The following is a 20,296-nucleotide window of genomic DNA, read 5'->3' on the forward strand; positions in this document are numbered from 1 at the left end:
CTATTCTTTTGCAGACCAAGCCAAGACGCCGAAGCGTCTGTATCGCGGCTTTGCTGCAATTGTCCAATAGGAAACCCGCATGTCCACCAAACACGCCACTCAGGACCGCTGGCTGGACCTCAACGATCTGCTGCGCCAATTGGTCGCCCAGGGCTTCATCAGCCAGGACAGCGCCGAAACCGCGCTCAATGCCCGCCGACGCCACAGCACCAATGCCCAATTGCATCCGTTGGAGTTTATCGCCAACCAGCATCTGGACGACCTCAGCCGCCCCGGCAAACGCCTGGATCTGGAGAGCCTGACCCTGTGGCTGTCCCAGCAGGCCGGGCAACCCTACATGCGTATCGACCCGCTGAAGATCAACGTAGCGGCCATCACGCCACTGATGTCCTATGCCTTTGCGCAGCGGCACAAGATTCTCGCGGTGGCAGTCGACCGCGACGCCGTCACCGTCGCCAGCGCCCAACCCTATGTCAGCAGTTGGGAAGCAGACCTGACCCACGTACTCAAGCTGCCCATCCAGCGGGTGGTCGCCAACCCGGTGGATATCCAGCGCCTGAGCGTGGAATTCTATCGCCTGGCCAAATCGGTCAGCGGCGCCAATACGGCCGACCAGCAACCGAGCAACCTGAGCAATTTCGAACAGTTGCTCAATCTGGGCGCCAGCGACCAGGAGCCGGACGCCAACGACGCGCACATCGTCAATATCGTCGACTGGCTATTCCAGTACGCCTTCCAGCAGCGCGCCAGCGATATCCACATCGAACCGCGTCGCGAACAGGGCACGGTACGGTTTCGCATCGACGGGGTGCTGCACACCGTCTATCAGTTCCCGCCGCAGGTGACGATGGCGATCATCAGCCGCCTCAAGAGCCTGGGGCGGATGAACGTGGCGGAAAAGCGCAAGCCTCAGGACGGCCGGGTCAAGACCAAGACTCCGGACGGTGGCGAAGTGGAATTGCGCTTGTCGACCTTGCCCACGGCGTTCGGCGAAAAAATGGTCATGCGGATCTTCGATCCGGAAGTGCTGCTCAAGGACTTCGACCAACTCGGCTTCTCCGCCGACGACTTGCGCCGCTGGCAGGACATGACCCGCCAGCCCAACGGCATCATCCTGGTGACCGGGCCGACCGGTTCCGGCAAGACCACCACCCTCTACACCACCCTCAAGAAGCTGGCGACGCCGGAGGTGAACCTCTGCACCATCGAAGACCCGATTGAAATGGTCGAAGGCTCCTTCAACCAGATGCAGGTCCAGCACAACATCGACCTGACCTTCGCCGCCGGCGTACGCGCGCTGATGCGACAAGACCCGGACATCATCATGATCGGTGAGATCCGCGACCTGGAAACCGCCGAAATGGCAATCCAGGCAGCACTCACCGGGCACCTGGTGCTCTCGACCCTGCACACCAACGATGCGCCGAGCGCCATCAGTCGCCTGCTGGAACTCGGCGTGCCCCATTACTTGATCAAGGCCACGGTACTCGGGGTCATGGCCCAGCGTCTGGTGCGCACACTGTGCCCACACTGCAAGGCGCCCCTGACCCTGGACGAAGACGACTGGCAGACCCTGACCCGGCCCTGGCAGGCCCCGTTGCCAGGCAATGCCCAACAAGCCGTCGGCTGCCTGGAGTGCCGCGACACCGGCTACCGCGGTCGGGCCGGGGTCTACGAAATCATGCAACTGACCGACAGCGTCAAGGCCTTGATCCATCCCGACACCGATCTGCTGGCGGTGCGCCGCCAGGCGTTCAAGGAAGGCATGCGCAGCCTGCGGCTTTCGGGGGCACAAAAGGTGTCGGCGGGCTTGACCACCGTTGAGGAAGTCCTGCGCGTGACCCCGCAAAGCGAACAGAAATAGCAGCCTGGAGGCCGGAAAACTCCCACAAATAAACCGGAAAGGACCATAGCGAAGATAACGGCCGCTTGCCCTACACTCAGGGCTCGCCAGCCATTTCAATTCGAACAGGGAACAGTCATGCAGATCGGTAGCGTACTTTTGCTTTTTGTCGGCCTCGTGGTCGCCATTCTGTTCATGGGTTTCAAGGTCGTGCCCCAGGGTTACCAATGGACCGTCGAACGGTTCGGCCGCTACACCAACACGCTCAAGCCGGGCCTGAACATCATCATCCCGGTGATGGATCGTATCGGTCGCAAGATCAACGTCATGGAAAGCGTGCTGGACATCCCGCCCCAGGAAGTCATCACCGCCGACAATGCCACGGTGCAGATCGATGCCGTGTGCTTCTTCCAAGTGGTCAATACGGCCCAGGCGGCCTACGAGGTCAACAACCTCGAGCACGCCATCCGCAACCTGCTGCAGACCAACATCCGCACCGTACTGGGGTCCATGGAGCTGGACGCGATGCTGAGCCAACGCGACGGTATCAATGAAAAGCTGCTGCGCACGGTCGATGAGGCCACAGCACCGTGGGGCATCAAGATCACCCGGATCGAGATCAAGGACATCAGCCCGCCGGCCGACCTGATGGCCGCCATGTCGGGGCAGATGAAAGCCGAACGCATCAAGCGCGCCCAGATCCTGGAAGCCGAGGGCCTGCGAGCGTCGGCGATTCTCACCGCCGAAGGCAAGAAGCAGGCGCAAATCCTTGAGGCCGAGGGCAGCCGCCAGGCCGCATTCCTCGAGTCCGAAGCCCGTGAGCGCCAGGCAGAGGCCGAGGCCCTGGCCACCAAGGTGGTGTCCCAGGCGATTGCCGACGGTAACGTCCAGGCCGTGAACTATTTCGTTGCGCAAAAGTACATCGATGCCCTGGGCCGCCTGGCCTCGGCCAACAATAGCAAGGTGATCCTCATGCCGTTGGAAGCCAGCCAGGTCATCGGTGCCGTTGGTGGCATCGGAGAGATCGTCAAGGCCACTTTCGACAGCAAGAAAGCCTGAGGCGCCTGTATGTGGATGTTCCTGCAACAAATGTCGTACTGGGACTGGCTGGCGTTGGGCGTCATCCTGCTGATCCTGGAAGTGTTCGGCGCCGGCGGCTACTTGCTGTGGATCGGCATGGCCGCTGCTGCGGTGGGTGTCTTGACCTTCATCCTGCCGCAGATGTCGTGGGAGATGCAGTTCCTGTTGTTCGGTCTGTTCGCCATCGCGACAGCGCTGTACTGGTGGCGACGCCAGCGCAGCGCCGTTCGCGAAAGCGATCAGCCGCACCTGAACCTGCGCGGGCAGGAGCTGATCGGCAAGGTATTCCAAGTTCATGAAGCCATTGTGGATGGACGCGGCAAGATCAAGGTGGCCGACGGTGTGTGGTTGGCCAAAGGGCCCGAGTCGGCCGTGGGCACACGGGTCAGGGTGGTGGCGCAGGAAGGTGCAGTGCTGCTGGTGGAACGGGCTGACTGATCAGTCATGGAACTGAATAGAGGCGCAGGCTATCCAACGTCATAGTTAACCCAGTGGAGTCACCTATCATGCGTCTCAAACTTGCTGTCGCTACCCTAGCCTTGCTGTCTCTTCCTGTTGGCTCGGCGATGGCCGACACGTTTTGGCGTAACGTCATTTCATCCGGTGCGACCACCGGTTCCACCTACCTGACCTTCAAGGATCATAAGCTGATCGTCGCCGCCCAGGACGACGCCGGCAGCTTCGTCGCCAGTGACGGCGGTATCCGCGGCCCTTACCTGGAAGCAGCGATGCAGAAAGTCCGCGCCGACAACCCAGGCCTGCAGGCCACCGACATGGAGCTGGCCAATGCGATCCTGGCGAAAAACGCCGTCGCCCAGGAGTAATCCCAGCCCCATGAAAATGCCGCTCGATTGAGCGGCATTTTTTTGCCCGGTGAAAATCCCAAGGCTGTCCCCCCCTGTGGGAGCGAGCTTGCTCGCGATGGCGGAGTGTCAGCCCACATCAATGCCGCTGATCCACCGCTATCGCGAGCAAGCTCGCTCCCACAGGTGCAGTCGTCCTTATTCGCCGATAGCAGCCTTGTAGCCTGCCGCATCAAGCAACTTGTCCAAATCAGCTGTGTTGCTCGGCTTGAGCTTGAAGATCCAGGCTCCGTACGGATCTGAGTTCAGCGACTCAGGCGAACCGCTCAGCTCTTCATTGACCGCAATCACTTCACCTGCAATAGGAGAATAGATATCGGAAGCGGCTTTGACCGACTCAACCACACCGGCCTGGTCATTTGCGGAAAAAACCGTACCGACCTCAGTCAGCTCGACAAAGACCACATCGCCCAAGGCTTCCTGCGCATGGTCGCTGATGCCCACGGTGACGGTACCGTCGGCTTCCAGACGCGCCCACTCGTGGCTTTCGGCAAAACGCAGTTCGGCAGGGATATCACTCATATTCTGTGTCCTCAAGAGAAAGTGTCAGCGGCCAGCGGCCTGCCGCAAAGGGTTAGATCAGGGTTTTGCCATGGCGGACGAAGGTCGGTTTGACCACCCGTACCGGGTACCACTTGCCACGAATTTCTACCTCGGCACGGTCGGCGGTTGCCATCGGAACACGTGCCAGGGCGATCGACTTGCTAAGCGTAGGAGAAAAACTACCACTGGTGATCTCCCCTTCGCCAACATTGGCGATGCGAACCACCTGGTGGGCGCGCAAAACGCCGCGTTCCTCCAGCACCAGGCCCACCAGTTTTTGTTGCACGCCACCCGCAAGCTCGGCTTCCAGCGCACTGCGACCGATGAACTGACGGCTCGCCGGTTCCCAGGCGATGCTCCAGGCCATGTTGGAGGCCAGCGGGGAAACATCCTGGTGGATGTCCTGGCCATAAAGGTTCATGCCGGCCTCCAGGCGCAAGGTATCGCGGGCGCCGAGGCCGATGGGGGAAATGCCGGCCCCCACCAGGTCGTTGAAAAAACTCGGGGCTTCGTGGGCGGGCAGGACAATTTCCAACCCGTCTTCACCGGTGTAACCGGTACGGGCGATGAACCAGTCACCGTCGGCACGGCCTTCGAAGGGTTTAAGCTGCTGGATCAACTGGCCGCGCGCTTGCGTGACCAGCTCGGCGATCTTGTGCCGGGCCTGGGGCCCCTGGATTGCCAGCATCGCCAGTTCGGGACGTTCGCGCAGTTGCACATCGTACTCACCCAACTGCGCCTGCATCCAGGCCAGGTCCTGATCGCGGGTCGAGGCATTGAAGACCAGACGATAACCGTCCTCGACCCGGTAGATGATCATGTCGTCGACGATGCCGCCGCGCTCATTGAGCATGGTGCTGTACAAGGCACGTCCTGTGTCCTGCAAGCGATCGACGTCATTGGCCAGCAAGCGCTGCAGCCAGGCCTTGGCCTGGGGACCGGCGACATCGATCACGGTCATGTGGGATACATCGAACACCCCGCAGTCGCGACGCACCTGGTGGTGCTCCTCAACCTGCGAGCCATAATGCAAAGGCATATCCCAACCGCCAAAATCGACCATCTTCGCGCCAAGGGCGAGATGAAGGTCATACAGAGGCGTACGCTGTCCCATGGGTTTCTCCTTCCGGGCTTGGCGAAGGTGCGGACGGGCACTGCACAGCGTAGCACCTTGAAAAAAGGAGTTTTCAGCCGCTCTCAGCTACCCGGTCCGACAGACGGACCGCACCGAATGCCGCGCATTGTAGCCGCATGATGTAGGACTGGCACCTAGCTGTTTCGATGGGCCGAACGTCGTATCAATCCGATGACCGGCAATAGCCCCACCAGCACCAGGGTCAGCGCCGGCAATGCGGCCCGTGCCCACTCTCCTTCACTGGTCATTTCGAAGATCCGCACCGCCAGCGTGTCCCAGCCGAACGGGCGCATCAGCAGGGTCGCGGGCATTTCCTTGAGCACATCGACGAACACCAGCAACGCCGCGCTCAAGGTGCCGGGCAACAGCAACGGCAGATACACTTTGAAAAACAGTCGTGGCCCACTGACGCCAAGACTGCGTGCCGCTTCGGGTAACGACGGGCGGATCCGCGCCAGACTGCTTTCCAACGGACCGTACGCCACGGCCAGAAAGCGCACCAGATACGCCAGCAACAGCGCCGACAGGCTACCCAGCAGCAACGGCTTGCCGGCACCGCCGAGTGCGGTTGACAGTGGGATGACCAGTTCGCGGTCCAGATAGCTGAACGCGAGCATGATCGACACCGCCAACACCGAACCGGGCAAGGCATAGCCAAGATTCGCCAGGCCGACACCGGCGCGAATGGTACGGGTGGGTGCCAGTCGTCGGGCGAACGCCAGCAGTAAAGCGACGCAAACGGTGACCAGCGCCGCCAGGCTGCCCAAATAGAGGGTGTGGACGATCAGCCCGGCATAACGCTCGTCCAGATCAAACCGCCCGCGCTGCCAGAACCACACCAGCAACTGCAGCATCGGAATGACAAACGCGCAGGCGAACACCAAAAAGCACCAGCCGCTGGCCGCCACCGCCTTGAAACCACGCAACCGGTACAACGCCTTGACTCGAGGTCGCTCGTTGCCGGTCCGCTGGGCGCCTCGGGCGCGGCGTTCGCCGTAGAGCACCAGCATCACCGCCAGCAAGAGCAGGCTGGCCAGCTGGGCGGCACTGGAGAGGCTGAAGAAGCCGTACCAGGTCTTGTAGATTGCCGTGGTGAACGTGTCGAAGTTGAACACCGATACCGCGCCGAAATCCGCCAGGGTTTCCATCAGCGCCAGCGCCACGCCCGCACCGACGGCTGGCCGGGCCATCGGCAGCGCCACTCGCCAGAATGCCTGCCACGGCGATTGCCCGAGCACCCGGGCCGCCTCCATCAAGCCCTTGCCCTGGGCCAGGAAAGCACTTCGCGCCAGCAGATAAACGTAAGGGTAAAAGACCAGGACCAGGACCAGGATCACCCCGCCGGTGGAGCGGACCCGAGGCAGGCGCAGGCCGCTGCCGAACCATTCACGCATCAGCGTTTGCACCGGCCCGGCAAAATCCAGCAGGCCAACGAAAACAAACGCCAATACGTAAGCGGGAATCGCAAACGGCAGCATCAACGCCCAGTCGAGCCAACGTCGACCGGGGAACTCACAAAGACTGGTGAGCCAGGCCAGGCTGACCCCCAACAACGTCACCCCCATCCCCACACCGAGGATCAGCGTCAGGGTGTTACCCAGCAGACGCGGCATCTGGGTGTCCCACAAGTGGGACCAGATCTGCTGGTCGATGCTCTGCCAGGACAACAGCAGGACGCTCAGGGGCAACAAGACCAGCGCGGCGACGGCGAAGACCAGGGGGTACCAGCGGCGTTGGACGGGGTGGGTCAAGGGAGCTCTCGTTTAAATGATGATGCCCGCGCATTGGCGCGGGCACCTACTTTATAACCCGCCGCAGAAAACCTGTGGCGAGGGGATTTATCCCCGCTGGCTTGCGGAGCAAGCCCAATTAAAGACAACTCAACCCGTCTGCAACGCCGCGTTCTCCGCTTGGGGGCTGCTTCGCAACCCAGCGGGGATAAATCCCCTCGCCACAGGGAATCGTGTCTGACTTGGGATTAATTCCAGCCAGCCCGATCCATCAAGCGAATCGCTTCAGCCTGGCGTTTACCCGCCACCTCCACCGGCAAGGTGTCGGCCTTGAACTTGCCCCAGGCCGCCACTTCCTTGGAGGGCTCCACCTTCGGATTGGCCGGGAACTCCTGGTTCACGTCGGCGAAAATACTTTGGGCTTCGGGCGTGGTCATCCATTCCACCAATTTCTTCGCGGCGTCCGGATGCGGTGCGTGCTGGGTCAAGCCGATACCCGAGAGGTTGATGTGCACGCCACGGTCAGCCTGGTTCGGCCAGAACAGTTTGACCTTCAGGTCCGGCTTCTGCTGGTGCAGGCGGCCGTAGTAGTAAGTGTTGACGATGCCAACGTCACACTGCCCGGCGTTGATCGCCTCAAGCAACGCGGTGTCGTCGGAGAACACGTCGGTGGACAGGTTCCTGACCCAGCCCTTGACGATTTCCTCGGTTTTTTCCGCGCCGTGGGTTTCGATCAGGGTCGCGGTCAAGGACTGGTTGTAAACCTTCTTCGAGGTGCGCAGGCAGAGACGGCCTTCCCATTCCTTGCCTGCCAGGGCTTCGTAAGTCGTCAGCTCGGTCGGTTTGACTCGGTCGGTGGAGTAGACAATGGTCCGCGCCCGCAGGCTCAAACCGGTCCAGGCGTGGGAAGCGGCACGGTACTGGGCCGGGATGTTGGCATCGATCACCGGGGAGGTGAACGGCTGGAGAATGCCCATCTGCTCGGCCTGCCAGAGGTTGCCGGCGTCGACGGTGAGCAGCAGGTCGGCGGTGGCGTTTTCGCCTTCGGCCTTGATCCGCTGCATCAGCGGCGCTTCCTTGTCGGTGATGAACTTCACCGTTACACCGGTTTTCTTGGTGTAGGCATCGAAGACCGGTTTGATCAACTCATCGATGCGCGAAGAGTAGACCACCACCTCATCGGCGGCCTGGGCGGCGGTGGTGCCGATCACGGTCAAGGCGAGGGCGGACAGCAGGCGCTTGGAAGCCAACATGGGAGCGGTCTCTCGATTGGAAAGGAGTGCAAATGATAAGGACTCACATTTGGCATCACAATCGAACAGTTGCCGGACACATTTCCAAATGTTGCACAAAGAAATCAGGCCTTGGCCAACGCTGGCAAATCCCCAATCAACCCCAGCGCCTCGCGCACGAACAACGCCTTGGCCTCGGGCAGGCGGTCCACCAGTTTCAGCCCGGTATTACGCAACCAACGCACCGGCAACGGATCGGCCTGGAACAAGCGCTCGAAACCTTCCATAGCCGCCATCAACGCCAGGTTATGGGGCATGCGTCGCCGCTCATAACGGCTCAACACCTTTACGTCCGCCAGTCGCTCGCCGCGCCCGGCCGCCTGCAACAGCACTTCGGCCAGCACGGCGGCGTCGAGGAAACCCAGGTTGACTCCCTGCCCGGCCAACGGATGAATGGTATGGGCTGCATCGCCGATCAGCGCCAGCCCTTCGGCCACGTAGCGCTTGGCGTGACGTTGGCGCAGCGGTACGCACAGGCGCGGATCGACGCTGAGCACCGTGCCGAGCTGGCCTTCGAATGCCCGTTCCAGTTCGCTGCAGAACTCACTGTCATCGAGCGCCATCAAGCGCTGCGCCTCGCCCGGGGTGGTGGACCAGACGATCGAGCACCAGTCGTGCTGACCGTCGCGGTCCAGCGGCAGGAACGCCAGCGGACCGTTATCGGTAAAGCGCTGCCATGCCGTCATTCGGTGCGGCCGTGCGCTGCGCACGCTGGTGACGATGGCGTGATGCAGATAATCCCATTCCCGCGTGGCGACGCCTGTCAGGCGGCGCACGGCGGAATTCGCACCGTCGGCGGCAATGACCAAAGGCGCTCGCAACGTGCGGCCATCGGCCAGGGTCAGCAGCCAGTCATCGCCGGAGCGACGCATCTGCTCCAGTCGTGCGTTGGCCAGCAAACCGAGGTCGCAGTCATGCAGTCGGTCTAGCAAGGCGTCCTGCACGACGCGATTCTCGACGATGTGCCCAAGCACCTCGGCATGCAGGCTGGCGGCCGAGAAATGGATCTGCCCGGTGCCGCTGCCGTCCCAGACGTGCATGTCGGCATAGGGGCTGGCGCGCCGGGCGGTAATACCATCCCAGACACCCAGGCGATCGAGGATCCGCTGGCTGGCCGTCGACAAGGCACTGACCCGCGGCTCGAACGCGGCCTGGGGATCGAAGGGTTTGACACTCATGGGGCTGCCGTCGAGCAACAGCACTTGCAGGCCACTGCCCTGCAACGCCAGCGCCAGGGCGCTGCCGACCATTCCGGCGCCGACAATCAGCAGATCTGCACGTAATTCCATGCTTCAAGCCTGTTTTGCTGGCGACGTGAGCCGCCCGTGAAAAGAATGATCAACCTCACACATCCGGACGCGTCCCCAAGCCCATGGCCTGGCGGGCGAACCAGCGCTTGGCTGGCGGCAGCAGGTCGAGGCCCAACAAGCCGAGGTTGCGGCCCAGGGACACCAGTGGCAGGTTGCTGCTGAACAGGCGCGTGACCTGGTCGGAAAACCCCACGGTCAGGGCCTGATCCATGCGCTGACGCTCGCGATAGGCTTGCAGCACGGCAAAATCGCCAAGTTCACTCTCACTGTCGAGCAAGGCATCGGCCAGGGCCTGGGCGTCGCGCAGGGACAGGTTGAATCCTTGCCCGGCAATCGGATGCAGGCTGTGGGCGGCATTGCCCAGGATCGCCAGGTGCGGGCGTACCTGTTCTTCGGCCTCTATCAGCGCCAACGGATACAGATGCCGCGCCCCCACCTGTTTCAGGGTGCCCAGGCGATAACCGAACACGCCTTGCAACTCATTGAGGAAACTGCGCTCGTCGAGGGCCGCCAGCCGTTGCGCGTCCATGCCCTGGCGGGTCCAGACCAGCGCGCAACGATTTTCCGGCAGGGGCAACAAGGCCATTGGGCCGTCATCGGTAAAGCGTTCGAAGGCCACGCCATTGTGGGCTTCGCTGGGCGTGACGTTGGCGATCAACGCGCTCTGGTCATAAGGTCGATTGCGCACACCGATGCCTAGTTGCTCGCGCAGGCCGGAGCGGCCCCCATCCGCCAGCACGGCAAGGTCGCATTCCAGGAGGGTTTCATCGTCGAGGGTCAGGCGATAACCGTCGACCAGTGGCTCCATCCGAGTGACCTGCGCCGGGCAGCGCCAACTGACCACTTCTTTGTCCAAGCCTTGCCACAGGCACTGGCCGAGCCAGGCGTTTTCCACCACGTAGCCCAGGGCCGGCACCCCCTCTTCCATCGCCGACAAGCGCGCCGTGGAAAACCGTCCGCGATCAGACACGTGAATTTGCTTGATCGGTTCGGCGCGACGGGAAATTTCCTGCCAGACACCCAAGCGTTGATAAATCTGCCGGGCACCGTAGGACAACGCCGAGGATCGAGCATCGTAGCTTGGCTGCCAGGCGTCGCCGGGAGCGAAGGGCTCGATCAGCATGATCTTCCAGCCCCGGGCCTTGGCGCCGGCCTGCAAGGCCAGCGCCAGGCTGGCGCCGACCAGGCCGCCGCCGATGATCGCCAGGTTGACCCGGCTCATGCCGCTTGAGTCCGTGCGGCGGCCATCAGGGCCTCGATGTCGGCGACCGTTTTCGGCACGCCGTGGCTCAAGATTTCACAACCGGTTTTGGTCACTACCACGTCATCCTCGATGCGCACGCCAATGCCGCGCCATTTTTTCGCGACGCTGCGGTCGTTCGGGCTGATGTAGATGCCCGGCTCAACCGTCAGCGTCATGCCGACCTCCAGGACCCGCCACTCGCCGCCGACCCGGTATTCGCCTACGTCATGCACATCCATGCCCAGCCAGTGGCCGGCGCGGTGCATGTAAAAGGCCCGGTAGGCTTCGCTGGCGATCAGCGCGTCTACCTCGCCTTGCAGCAAGCCCAGGCGCACCAGGCCTTCGGTAATGACCCGGACCGTCGCTTCATGGGCCTGGTTCCAGTGTTTGTTCGGCGCGATTTCGGCAAAAGCGGCTTCCTGAGCCGCCAGAACCACTTCGTAGATCGCTTTCTGTTCCGGCGAATACTTGCCGCTGACCGGCCAGGTACGGGTGATGTCACTGGCGTAGCAGTCGATTTCACAACCGGCGTCGATCAACACCAGGTCGCCGTCCTTGAGCAGCGCGTCGTTCTGCTGGTAGTGCAGGATGCAGCTGTTGCGCCCCGCCGCGACGATTGAGCCATAGGCCGGCATTTTCGCTCCGCCCTTGCGGAACTCGTAATCCAGCTCGGCTTCCAGGCTGAACTCATGCAGCCCCGGACGCGCCGCCTGCATCGCCCGGATATGCGCCTGGGCGGAAATCCGTGCCGCTTCGCGCATCACTTTCACCTCTGCCGCCGATTTATACAGGCGCATGTCGTGCAGCAAGTGATCCAGGGCAACGAATTCGTTCGGCGGCTGCGCGCCAAGGTGGGCCTTGGAGCGAATCACGTTGATCCACTCCATCAGGTGCCGATCGAATTCCGGGTTGCTGCCCATGGCCGAATACACCCGGTCACGGCCCTCGATCAGGCCCGGCAGGATGTCGTCGATGTCGGTGATGGGAAACGCGTCGTCGGCGCCGTAGTCACGGATCGCCCCTTCCTGGCCGGCCCGCAGGCCGTCCCACAGTTCGCGCTCGGCGTTGCGCTCGCGACAGAACAGGATGTATTCGCCGTGGGCCCGGCCGGGCATCAGCACCAACACCGCTTGCGGCTCGGGAAAGCCGCTGAGGTATTGGAAGTCGCTGTCCTGGCGGTACACATGCTCGACGTCGCGGTTGCGGATCGCAACGGCGGCGGCGGGCAGGATTGCGATGCTGTTGGGTTCCATCTGCGCCATCAAGGCCTTGCGGCGACGGCTGTATTCCGATTTCGGGATATGAATCATAGGCAGACGGTGTTCCCTTTCAAGCGATCAGTGCAAGGACGGCTTGGCGGCCGCTGCATCGGTTTTCTTGGTCTCGGTGAACAGCAGCAATGGTGCGACCCGCAGGTACTCCATCACTTCCATGTAGTCGCTTTCGCCGTCATCGGACTCTTCCAGGGCATCCTGGACCTGAGAGATCGCAGCCAAGTCTTGCAACACTTCCTTGGCCTCGTCGCTCAACGCGTATTCACGGCGGGTCAGGCCGAAGCCAGCGAGGAAGCCCTGGCACCACTGGCCCAGCGCGGCAGCGCGGTCGGCCAACGGTGCGTCGTCGGTGGGCAACAGCAGAACGACGGTCATGTCGTCGCTGGTCAATTCGCCCTTGACCATTTCCTGCAGCCCGATCAGGGCATTGCGAACATTGTCCGCCGGCTCGCCTTCAAGCAGCTCGGCGGCGTCGGCCAACCAGCCGTCGGCATCGAAACCGGCACCGGCGCAACTGCGGCCGAGCAACAGGCCATGCAGTTCAGCAGGCGAGACAGGATGGCCACTGGTGCTCAGCAGGGTGGCGAATGCTTGATACGGAGAATTCTGAATGGGCATGGGCAGCTAGGCGCCAGACGGCGCTATGTCTAGAATGGAGGCCTTGTATCCTACATCGACAGACTCGCCAAGACCATTAAAGGCTGTGCGACCCCCGATCCCCCATCAGACACAATCTTCAGTGGACACAATGGAAGACAACGACCTGCAAGCGCTGATGGCCAGACTCGAATTGCTAATTGACCGGGTCGAGCAACTTAAGAGCCAAAACGGACTCCTATTAGCTCAGGAAAAGACCTGGCGCGAGGAACGCGCGCACCTCATTGAAAAAAACGAAATCGCCCGGCGTAAGGTCGAATCGATGATTTCGCGCCTCAAGGCCCTGGAGCAAGACTCATGAGTTCAAGCAATAGCGTTACCGTGCAGATCCTCGATAAAGAATATTCGATCATCTGCCCCCAGGAAGAGCGTAGCAACCTGGTGAGCGCCGCCCGCTACCTGGACGGCAAGATGCGCGAGATCCGTAGCAGCGGCAAAGTCATCGGTGCCGACCGCATCGCCGTGATGGCTGCCTTGAACATTACCCACGATCTGCTGCATCGCCAGGATACGCCTGACTTGCAGGTCAGCGGCTCGACCCGTGAACAGGTGCGCGACCTGCTCGATCGGGTGGATCTGGTGCTGGCCACCGATCCAGACGTCAGCAAGGGCTGATTCGCGAGGCTGCCTGGGGTATACTCGCTTCACTCCCTGGGGTGCTTGCCAGTTGGTGATGTCCCTGAGCCGATACGCACAACCATGGGGGTTGCACGTTGGGGCCGGTGTGCATGTCCGCTTGACGGAAAGCCTTAACGCCCCCTGCAACTTCCACCTTGAACTTTCGGGTTCAAGGGCTAAGCCGACAGCGGTTCATCCGGGGAGCCTGATTTCAAACAATGCCAGTCCAAGTGGATTGGCATTGTTGTTTGTGGCGCCGGCATTTCTGAGCGCCCGGTTTTGCGGTTACGCTGTGCTGCCATCGCCACTGCGTGAAGCCTCGACATGACCGAACCCGCGCTGCTGCCCCGCCCACAACTTCGCCGCCTGCTGCGCCAGGCCCGTCGCGCCCTGACACCCGCCCAGCAACGGCAAGCCGCTCGCGGGCTCTACAAGCAATTGGCCCAGCACCCGCTGTTTCGCCGCGCCCGACACATCGCCCTGTACCTGCCCAACGATGGCGAGATCGACCCACGCCTGTTGCTGCGCGCCGCCCAGCGCCGAGGCAAGGCCACTTATCTGCCGGTGCTCAGCCCGTGGCCGCAGACCAAGATGGTTTTTCAACGTATTCACCCAGGCGAAAAAATGCAGCCCAACCGCTTTCGTATTCCTGAACCGCGCAAGAACATCGCCCGGCAACGCAAGGTCTGGACACTGGACCTGGTGTTGTTGCCGTTGGTCGGGTTCGATGATGCCGGAGGCCGGCTGGGCATGGGGGGTGGCTTCTATGACCGGAGCCTGGCGTACCTGGGACGACGCAAGCAATGGCACAAGCCAACGCTGCTGGGGCTGGCCCATGAGTGTCAGAAGGTCGAGCGATTGGCGCAGGCCAGCTGGGATGTACCGCTACAGGGAACGGTCAGCGACAGGCATTGGTATTTGGCGCAATAGACAGACGCCGCGAAAATCAGCGGCGTCTGGAAGACAGGTTCAGCGTTTAAGCGATGGCGCGGGCTGGGTGACATCCACCGGCGCGTCGATCTTGTTGGCCCACAAGCTTTGAGCGTAACCCGTGGTCACAACCCCGAGGCCAAACAGAATGACTAAGATCCACAACAAATCCGGTTTGCGTTTCATCGATTGCCCCCCTCAAGGCAGATCACACACGATGACAGCAGCGGTTTTCTTATTGGCCGTGCAGCAGCGTCAAGCTTGGAAGGCCGGCATTTTGCGGCAACCTGACCCGACACGCAAACGCTGGCGTCAACCGACTGTCGGTTTGTCATAAAATCGCTGAACTATTTTTATCCATACCGCCCAGGAGTAGAAATCATGGCCTATTGGCTGATGAAATCCGAGCCCGACGAATTGTCCATCCAAGGCCTGGAAAAACTCGGCCAGGCGCGCTGGGACGGGGTGCGCAACTACCAGGCGCGCAATTTCCTGCGGGCCATGGCGGTGGGCGACGCGTTCTTTTTCTACCATTCCAGTTGCCCGGAGCCAGGCATTGCCGGGATCGGCAAAATCATCAAGGCCGCCTACCCCGATCCAACGGCGCTGGAGCCTGACAGCCATTACTTCGATCCCAAGGCCAGTCCGGATAAAAACCCTTGGACTGCAATCGATGTGGCCCATGCCGAAACCTTTTCCCGGGTGCTGAAGCTCGACTATCTCAAGCAACAGGCCGCCCTGGCCGAAATGCCGCTGGTGCAGAAAGGCTCGCGACTGTCGGTGATGCCGGTGACGGCCGAGCAATGGGCGGCGGTGATTGCCTTGCGTTGATCATCCATGTGTTGATGGATATCAAGCCGGGGCAGTCGCGGACCCGGCAGACTGCAATGCTACAGCCGCAGGATGCCGGACATGTCGACGAACCTTCGTACCTCTCGCTTTTTTGCCCTTGCCTTGATGGCTGTGCTGCTCGCCGCTGGCGGGTTCGGCTATTGGAAGTCCCGGCATGATCGCCTGCCAGAAGGCCTGAGCATGGGCAACGGCCGCCTTGAGGCCACCGAAATCCAGATCGCCAGCAAGACACCTGGGCGCCTGGCCGACGTTCATGTCGATGAAGGCGACCACGTTCTCAAGGGTCAATTGCTGGCGCGCATGGACACCCGCACCCTGGAGGCCCAGCGCAACCAGGCTGAAGCCGAGGTCGTGCGCGCCCGGGAAAACCTCGCCGCCACCGAGGCCAATGTGCAATTGCGCCAGAGCGAACAACTGCTCGCCCATCAGGAACTCAAACGGAGCCAGGAACTGTTCAAGCGCGGTTACGCCAGCGCCCAGGTCATCGACCAGCAGCAAGCCCGTGTCGACACCGCCAACGCAGCGGTCAACGCGGCCCGGGCCCAAGTGTCAGCGGCGACCGCCGCCATCGGCGCGACCCAGGCCCAAGTGGCCCAACTGACCAGCGAAATAGACGACAGCAGTTTGCGTGCGCCCATCGATGGCGTGATCCAGCTGCGCCTGGCCGAGCCGGGCGAAGTGCTGGGCGCTGGCGGACGGGTGCTGCTGATGATCGATCCGAACGACCAGTACATGAACCTCTACCTGCCAGCGTCCGTAGCCGGGAAACTGGCGATAGGCGACGAAGCACGAGTGCTGCTTGACGCCCTGCCCGAGCGACCGTTGCCGGCAAGCGTCAGCTTCGTCGCGGCCAAATCCCAATTCACCCCAAGGAAGTCGAAACCCGTGATGAACGCCAGAAGCTGGTGTTCCGCGTCAAAGTGCGCCTGACCTCTCCCGGGGAAGTCCCCCAGGCCAAACCTGGCATGCCCGGCGCGGGTTACGTGCGTACCGGCCCCGTCGACTGGCCGGCCAACTTGCAATGAGCGCCACCCTCAGCGCACCGGCACTACGGGCTTCGGGCCTCGAGCATCGCTACGGCCAGCATGTTGCCCTGAGCGATATCGCCTTCAGCCTGCCGGTGGGCACTCGTTGCGGCCTGATCGGCCCGGACGGGGCAGGCAAATCGAGCCTGCTGGGGCTGATTGCCGGAGTGAAGAAGCTTCAACGTGGCCAACTGGACGTACTCGGCGCCTCGATCGAGGACCGAAACCATCGCAACACCCTCTATCGACGTATCGCCTTCATGCCTCAAGGGCTCGGAGGCAACCTTTATCCTGACTTGTCGATACGCGAGAACATCCGTTTTTTCGGCACGCTGTTCGGGTTATCGCGCTCCGAGTGTGAACAACGCATGGGCCAGCTGTTGTTGGCGACCGACCTGCAGCGTTTTGCCGACCGGCCGGCGGGCAAACTCTCCGGCGGCATGAAACAAAAGCTCGGCCTGTGTTGCGCGTTGATTCACGAACCAGACCTGCTGATTCTCGACGAACCCACCACCGGCGTGGACCCGTTGTCCCGGCGACGCTTCTGGGAGTTGATAGCCGACGTACGTCGACAACGGCCGCAACTGACGCTGCTGGTTGCCACGGCTTATATGGAAGAGGCGGAACAATTCGAGCATTGCCTGATGCTCGATAACGGTCGCTTGATCGCCCAAGGTTTAAGCGCTGAACTGGCCGCTGCCACACCCGACGGCAAGCTCGACGCGGCGTTCACCCATTTCCAGGGTGACAGCGGCCGCAACACCGAGCCACTGACGATACCGCCCAGGTCCCAAGACACCACCGACATCGCCATTGAAGCCCACGACCTGACCCTGCGCTTCGGTGACTTCACCGCCGTCGACAAGGTCAGTTTTGCGATTGGTCGTGGTGAGATCTTTGGTTTCCTGGGCTCCAACGGTTGCGGCAAGACCACCACCATGAAAGTGCTGACCGGGTTGATGCCCGCCAGCGAAGGCAGCGCCCGCCTGCTGGGCAATCCGGTCAACGCCAAGGACCTCGCCACCCGCAAGCGCGTAGGGTTCATGTCCCAGAGCTTTTCGCTGTATGGCGAATTGAGCGTGCGCCAGAACCTGGCCCTGCACGCGAGACTGTTCGACCTGCCCAAGGCCGAAAGCAGTAGCCGAATCGAAGAACTGATCCAGCGCTTCAACCTCCAGGGCCTCGCCGACCAACCTTGCGGCGCACTCCCCCTGGGCCTGCGCCAGCGTTTGTCCCTGGCGGTGGCGGTGCTGCATCGCCCGGAAGTGCTGATTCTCGACGAACCGACTTCAGGGGTTGATCCGGCAGCGCGGGATGACTTCTGGCGGTTGCTGATCGAGCTGTCTCGCGAACAAGGCGTGACGATTTTTCTCTCCACGCACTTCATGAACGAAGCCCAACGCTGCGATCGCATTTCGCTGATGCACGCCGGCAAGGTCCTGGCCTGCGACACCCCCGCGGCCTTGCAGGCACAGTTCAACGGCCAGACCCTGGAAGCGGCGTTCGTCACCTGCCTGGAGCAGGCCCAGGGTGAGTCGCCGCAAGACACCACACCCGTGACCCTCGACAACACCGACGTCCCGCAGGGCCGCCACGGTCTCAGCCTCGGTCGCCTGTTGGCCGTTGCCAGCCGCGAAGGCAAGGAACTGTTGCGCGACAAAGTACGCATGGCCTTCGCCCTGCTCGGCGCCCTGTTCATGATGGTGATCTTCGGCTACGGCATCTCCCTGGACGTGGAAAAACTCGCGTTCGCTGTGTTCGACCAGGATCAAAGCCCGCAAAGTCGCGCCTATCTGGAAGCGTTTCGCAGCTCGCGCTATTTCGAGGAGCAGCCGGGCATTCAAGACGCGAAGGCGCTGCATCGGCGCCTGCAACGCTCGGACATCAAGCTGGCCTTGGAAATACCACCCGGTTTCGGTCGTGACCTGTACGCCGGCCGGCAACCCACCGTCGGTGCCTGGCTGGACGGCGGCATGCCGTTTCGCGCCGAGACCAGCCGCAACTATGTGCAGGCGGTGCATCAGGCCAACCTCGAGCAACTGGTCGAACAGGGCAGCCCGGCGCGAAACCCGCTAGTCGCGGCCAAGCTGGAAACGCGGTTTCGCTACAACCAGGACGTGGTCAGCGTGAACGCCATCGGGCCAGGGGTCATGGCACTGATCCTCGCGTTCATTCCCGCCATGTTGACGGCCCTGGGCATCGTGCGGGAGAAGGAGCTGGGCTCGATCACCAACTTCTATGCCACGCCGCTGACCCGCCTGGAGTTCCTGCTGGGTAAACAGGCCCCCTACCTGGTCATCAGCCTGGTCAACCTGGCCCTGCTGACGGCCATGAATCGCTGGCTATTCGGCGTGCCGTTCAAGGGCAGCGGCCTGACGCTGGCATTGGGCGGCCTGCTCTACGTGCTGGCGACCACCAGCATGGGCTTGCTGATTTCGGCGTTCACCCGCACCCAGATCGCGGCGATCCTCGGCACCATGATCCTCACCAGCCTGCCGACGATCCAGTTCTCTGGGCTGATCGTGCCGCGCTCATCCCTGGAAGGCGCCGCGTCGATGATGGGCCAATTGTTTCCTGCCGGTTACTTCCTGGACATCGCCGTCGGCACCTTCACCAAGGCCCTGGATCTGCGCCAGCTATGGCCGCAATGCCTGGCGTTGTTCGGGTTCTTCCTGGGGTTCACCGGGCTCAGCCTGGTCATGCTGAAGAAGCAGGAGGCCTGATGCTGATATCCACGCTTTCACATATCTGGCGCCTGGGGCTCAAGGAGCTGACCAGCCTGCGGTACGACTCCGTCCTGCTGCTGTTTCTGGCTTACGCCTTCACCGTGGCGATCTACATGCCGGCCGCAGGCTCGGTGATTGGCGTTCACAACGCCAGCGTGGCGGTGGTGGATGAAGACCAGAGCCATCTCTCGCGCCAGCTGGCCCAGGTGCTGCAACCGCCGGAATTTCAAACCCCGGTCGCGCTGCCCTATGCCGAACTGGACAAGGTCATGGACAGTGGGCGCTACACCTTTGTCATCAACGTGCCCGCCAACTTCCAGGCCGACCTCCTCGCCGGACGCGAACCGGCGTTGCAGCTCAACGTCGATGCCACGGCGATGAGCCAGGCATTCATGGGCGCTGGCTACATCGGGCAGATTTTCCAACAGGAACTGCTGGCCTACAGCGGCCAGGCGCAAGCGAGCGAACAAACGCCCGTGAAGCTGACCACCCGCGCGCTGTTCAACACCAACCTTGAGGGCGGGTGGTTTCTGGCGGTGATCCAGATCGTCAACAACATTACGATCCTGGCCATCATCCTGACGGGAACCGCACTGCTGCGCGAGCGCGAGCACGGCACCCTCGATCACTTGCTGGTGCTGCCACTGACGGCGCTGGAGATCATGCTGGCAAAAATCTGGAGCAACATGCTGGTGGTCGTGCTGTGCACCTGGGCGTCGCTGGAGATCATCGTCAAGTTCGCCCTGGGTGTGCCGCTGGCCGGCTCCATGTTCCTGTTCCTGCTGGTGACGGCGCTCTACCTGTTCGCCAGCACCGCCCTGGGTATCTTTCTCGCCACCCTGGCCCGCTCGACGCCACAGTTCGGTTTACTGGCGATCCCGGTCATCATCCCGATGCTGCTGTTGTCCGGCGGCAGCACACCGCTGGACAGCATGCCGCAATGGCTGCAATGGGTGATGCAAGGCTCGCCGTCGACCCATTTCGTCAGCCTCAGCGCGGCGATTCTGTTCCGTGACGCAGGCGTTGAGGTGGTCTGGCCGGACATGCTGGCGCTGGCGATCATCGGGCTTTTGTTCTTTGCCATCGCCCTGGGACGGTTTCGTAAAAGCCTGGCATCTTGACGAAAAAAAACAGCCTCCGGCAGCGCCTACAAAGTCGTGGCGCTGCCGGAGGCT

19 protein-coding genes, 1 other RNA gene and 1 pseudogene are annotated in these 20,296 nt (G+C 62.1%); 12 read left to right on the plus strand and 9 right to left on the minus strand.

Going from position 1 to position 20,296, the window contains the following annotated elements; translation table 11 throughout:
* Positions 1-79: 79 nt before the first annotated feature.
* The 4 genes from LOY70_RS28470 (at position 80) to LOY70_RS28485 (ending at position 3,747) form a co-directional block, all read left to right on the plus strand.
* On the plus strand, positions 80-1,864 hold the full coding sequence (locus tag LOY70_RS28470; protein WP_265031955.1) for a GspE/PulE family protein: 1,785 nt from the start codon (positions 80-82) through the stop codon (positions 1,862-1,864).
* Positions 1,865-1,981: 117 nt separating this feature from the next.
* On the plus strand, positions 1,982-2,902 hold the full coding sequence (locus tag LOY70_RS28475; RefSeq protein WP_025216038.1) for an SPFH domain-containing protein: 921 nt from the start codon (positions 1,982-1,984) through the stop codon (positions 2,900-2,902).
* A 9-nt stretch (positions 2,903-2,911) separates the two neighbouring features.
* Positions 2,912-3,361 (plus strand): NfeD family protein, encoded by a 450-nt coding sequence (locus LOY70_RS28480; protein WP_265031957.1) that lies wholly within the window; start codon positions 2,912-2,914, stop codon positions 3,359-3,361.
* Positions 3,362-3,426: 65 nt separating this feature from the next.
* Positions 3,427-3,747 carry a DUF2388 domain-containing protein gene (locus LOY70_RS28485; RefSeq protein ID WP_170867266.1) on the plus strand — a complete coding sequence of 107 codons (321 nt, stop codon included), beginning with the start codon at positions 3,427-3,429 and terminating at the stop codon, positions 3,745-3,747.
* A gap of 177 nt (positions 3,748-3,924) precedes the next feature.
* On the opposite strand, the gene gcvH is transcribed toward LOY70_RS28485, so the two are convergent.
* From gcvH to LOY70_RS28525, 8 genes are all read right to left on the minus strand, one after another.
* Positions 3,925-4,308, minus strand: coding sequence for a glycine cleavage system protein GcvH (gene gcvH / locus LOY70_RS28490; protein ID WP_123343603.1), 384 nt, complete (start codon positions 4,306-4,308; stop codon positions 3,925-3,927).
* A gap of 52 nt (positions 4,309-4,360) precedes the next feature.
* Positions 4,361-5,443 (minus strand): glycine cleavage system aminomethyltransferase GcvT, encoded by a 1,083-nt coding sequence (gene gcvT, locus LOY70_RS28495; protein WP_265031959.1) that lies wholly within the window; start codon positions 5,441-5,443, stop codon positions 4,361-4,363.
* A gap of 155 nt (positions 5,444-5,598) precedes the next feature.
* Complete coding sequence (locus LOY70_RS28500; protein WP_265031960.1) at positions 5,599-7,215, minus strand: ABC transporter permease; 1,617 nt, start codon at positions 7,213-7,215, stop codon at positions 5,599-5,601.
* A gap of 227 nt (positions 7,216-7,442) precedes the next feature.
* Positions 7,443-8,447 (minus strand): extracellular solute-binding protein, encoded by a 1,005-nt coding sequence (locus tag LOY70_RS28505; protein WP_265031961.1) that lies wholly within the window; start codon positions 8,445-8,447, stop codon positions 7,443-7,445.
* Between the two features lie 104 nt (positions 8,448-8,551).
* Complete coding sequence (locus LOY70_RS28510; protein WP_123343599.1) at positions 8,552-9,775, minus strand: 2-octaprenyl-3-methyl-6-methoxy-1,4-benzoquinol hydroxylase; 1,224 nt, start codon at positions 9,773-9,775, stop codon at positions 8,552-8,554.
* 55 nt (positions 9,776-9,830) lie between these two features.
* Positions 9,831-11,018, minus strand: a complete 1,188-nt coding sequence (gene ubiH, locus LOY70_RS28515) for a 2-octaprenyl-6-methoxyphenyl hydroxylase (protein ID WP_265031962.1) — start codon at positions 11,016-11,018, stop codon at positions 9,831-9,833.
* Complete coding sequence (pepP, locus tag LOY70_RS28520) at positions 11,015-12,349, minus strand: Xaa-Pro aminopeptidase (protein WP_265031963.1); 1,335 nt, start codon at positions 12,347-12,349, stop codon at positions 11,015-11,017. Before pepP ends, ubiH begins: the two co-directional genes overlap by 4 nt.
* Positions 12,350-12,376: 27 nt before the next feature.
* Entirely contained in the window at positions 12,377-12,931 is a 555-nt protein-coding gene (locus tag LOY70_RS28525) for a YecA family protein (RefSeq protein WP_123343597.1), read from the minus strand.
* 130 nt (positions 12,932-13,061) lie between these two features.
* Between LOY70_RS28525 and LOY70_RS28530 the strand changes: the two genes are divergently transcribed.
* The 4 genes from LOY70_RS28530 (at position 13,062) to LOY70_RS28545 (ending at position 14,518) form a co-directional block, all read left to right on the plus strand.
* On the plus strand, positions 13,062-13,271 hold the full coding sequence (locus tag LOY70_RS28530) for a TIGR02449 family protein (RefSeq protein WP_025216048.1): 210 nt from the start codon (positions 13,062-13,064) through the stop codon (positions 13,269-13,271).
* Positions 13,268-13,585, plus strand: a complete 318-nt coding sequence (locus tag LOY70_RS28535) for a cell division protein ZapA (RefSeq protein WP_003177364.1) — start codon at positions 13,268-13,270, stop codon at positions 13,583-13,585. The genes LOY70_RS28530 and LOY70_RS28535 overlap by 4 nt, the downstream gene beginning before the upstream one ends.
* 30 nt (positions 13,586-13,615) lie before the next feature.
* Positions 13,616-13,795, plus strand: a non-coding RNA gene (gene ssrS, locus LOY70_RS28540) — 6S RNA.
* 117 nt (positions 13,796-13,912) lie between these two features.
* Positions 13,913-14,518: a 5-formyltetrahydrofolate cyclo-ligase gene (locus LOY70_RS28545; protein WP_123416233.1), complete on the plus strand. Its 606-nt coding sequence runs from the start codon at positions 13,913-13,915 to the stop codon at positions 14,516-14,518.
* A 39-nt stretch (positions 14,519-14,557) separates the two neighbouring features.
* Here the strand turns inward: LOY70_RS28545 and LOY70_RS28550 are convergent, their stop codons facing one another.
* Positions 14,558-14,704, minus strand: a complete 147-nt coding sequence (locus LOY70_RS28550) for a hypothetical protein (protein ID WP_265031966.1) — start codon at positions 14,702-14,704, stop codon at positions 14,558-14,560.
* Between the two features lie 195 nt (positions 14,705-14,899).
* Between LOY70_RS28550 and LOY70_RS28555 the strand changes: the two genes are divergently transcribed.
* The 4 genes and pseudogenes from LOY70_RS28555 to LOY70_RS28570 all read left to right on the plus strand — a co-directional run bounded on the left by LOY70_RS28555 (position 14,900) and on the right by LOY70_RS28570 (position 20,242).
* Positions 14,900-15,349 (plus strand): EVE domain-containing protein, encoded by a 450-nt coding sequence (locus LOY70_RS28555; RefSeq protein WP_265031967.1) that lies wholly within the window; start codon positions 14,900-14,902, stop codon positions 15,347-15,349.
* Positions 15,350-15,430: 81 nt separating this feature from the next.
* Positions 15,431-16,395, plus strand: a pseudogene (locus LOY70_RS28560) (HlyD family secretion protein).
* Positions 16,392-19,118: a ribosome-associated ATPase/putative transporter RbbA gene (gene rbbA / locus LOY70_RS28565; RefSeq protein ID WP_265031968.1), complete on the plus strand. Its 2,727-nt coding sequence runs from the start codon at positions 16,392-16,394 to the stop codon at positions 19,116-19,118. The pseudogene LOY70_RS28560 and the gene rbbA overlap by 4 nt, the downstream one beginning before the upstream one ends.
* 5 nt (positions 19,119-19,123) lie before the next feature.
* Positions 19,124-20,242, plus strand: coding sequence for an ABC transporter permease (locus tag LOY70_RS28570; protein WP_265038223.1), 1,119 nt, complete (start codon positions 19,124-19,126; stop codon positions 20,240-20,242).
* The last annotated feature ends 54 nt before the right edge of the window (positions 20,243-20,296 follow it).

Source organism: Pseudomonas sp. B21-054, assembly GCF_026016345.1.
Taxonomy (GTDB): domain Bacteria; phylum Pseudomonadota; class Gammaproteobacteria; order Pseudomonadales; family Pseudomonadaceae; genus Aquipseudomonas.

Bases quoted from the DNA above. Each gene is read 5' to 3' on its own strand.
- LOY70_RS28470 (WP_265031955.1), top strand. From the start codon at position 80: ATGTCCACCAAACACGCCACTCAGGACCGCTGGCTGGACCTCAACGAT.
- LOY70_RS28475 (WP_025216038.1), top strand. From the start codon at position 1,982: ATGCAGATCGGTAGCGTACTTTTGCTTTTTGTCGGCCTCGTGGTCGCC.
- LOY70_RS28480 (WP_265031957.1), top strand. From the start codon at position 2,912: ATGTGGATGTTCCTGCAACAAATGTCGTACTGGGACTGGCTGGCGTTG.
- gcvH (WP_123343603.1), bottom strand. From the start codon at position 4,308: ATGAGTGATATCCCTGCCGAACTGCGTTTTGCCGAAAGCCACGAGTGG.
- gcvT (WP_265031959.1), bottom strand. From the start codon at position 5,443: ATGGGACAGCGTACGCCTCTGTATGACCTTCATCTCGCCCTTGGCGCG.
- LOY70_RS28505 (WP_265031961.1), bottom strand. From the start codon at position 8,447: ATGTTGGCTTCCAAGCGCCTGCTGTCCGCCCTCGCCTTGACCGTGATC.
- LOY70_RS28510 (WP_123343599.1), bottom strand. From the start codon at position 9,775: ATGGAATTACGTGCAGATCTGCTGATTGTCGGCGCCGGAATGGTCGGC.
- ubiH (WP_265031962.1), bottom strand. From the start codon at position 11,018: ATGAGCCGGGTCAACCTGGCGATCATCGGCGGCGGCCTGGTCGGCGCC.
- pepP (WP_265031963.1), bottom strand. From the start codon at position 12,349: ATGATTCATATCCCGAAATCGGAATACAGCCGTCGCCGCAAGGCCTTG.
- LOY70_RS28525 (WP_123343597.1), bottom strand. From the start codon at position 12,931: ATGCCCATTCAGAATTCTCCGTATCAAGCATTCGCCACCCTGCTGAGC.
- LOY70_RS28530 (WP_025216048.1), top strand. From the start codon at position 13,062: ATGGAAGACAACGACCTGCAAGCGCTGATGGCCAGACTCGAATTGCTA.
- LOY70_RS28535 (WP_003177364.1), top strand. From the start codon at position 13,268: ATGAGTTCAAGCAATAGCGTTACCGTGCAGATCCTCGATAAAGAATAT.
- LOY70_RS28545 (WP_123416233.1), top strand. From the start codon at position 13,913: ATGACCGAACCCGCGCTGCTGCCCCGCCCACAACTTCGCCGCCTGCTG.
- LOY70_RS28550 (WP_265031966.1), bottom strand. From the start codon at position 14,704: ATGAAACGCAAACCGGATTTGTTGTGGATCTTAGTCATTCTGTTTGGC.
- LOY70_RS28555 (WP_265031967.1), top strand. From the start codon at position 14,900: ATGGCCTATTGGCTGATGAAATCCGAGCCCGACGAATTGTCCATCCAA.
- rbbA (WP_265031968.1), top strand. From the start codon at position 16,392: ATGAGCGCCACCCTCAGCGCACCGGCACTACGGGCTTCGGGCCTCGAG.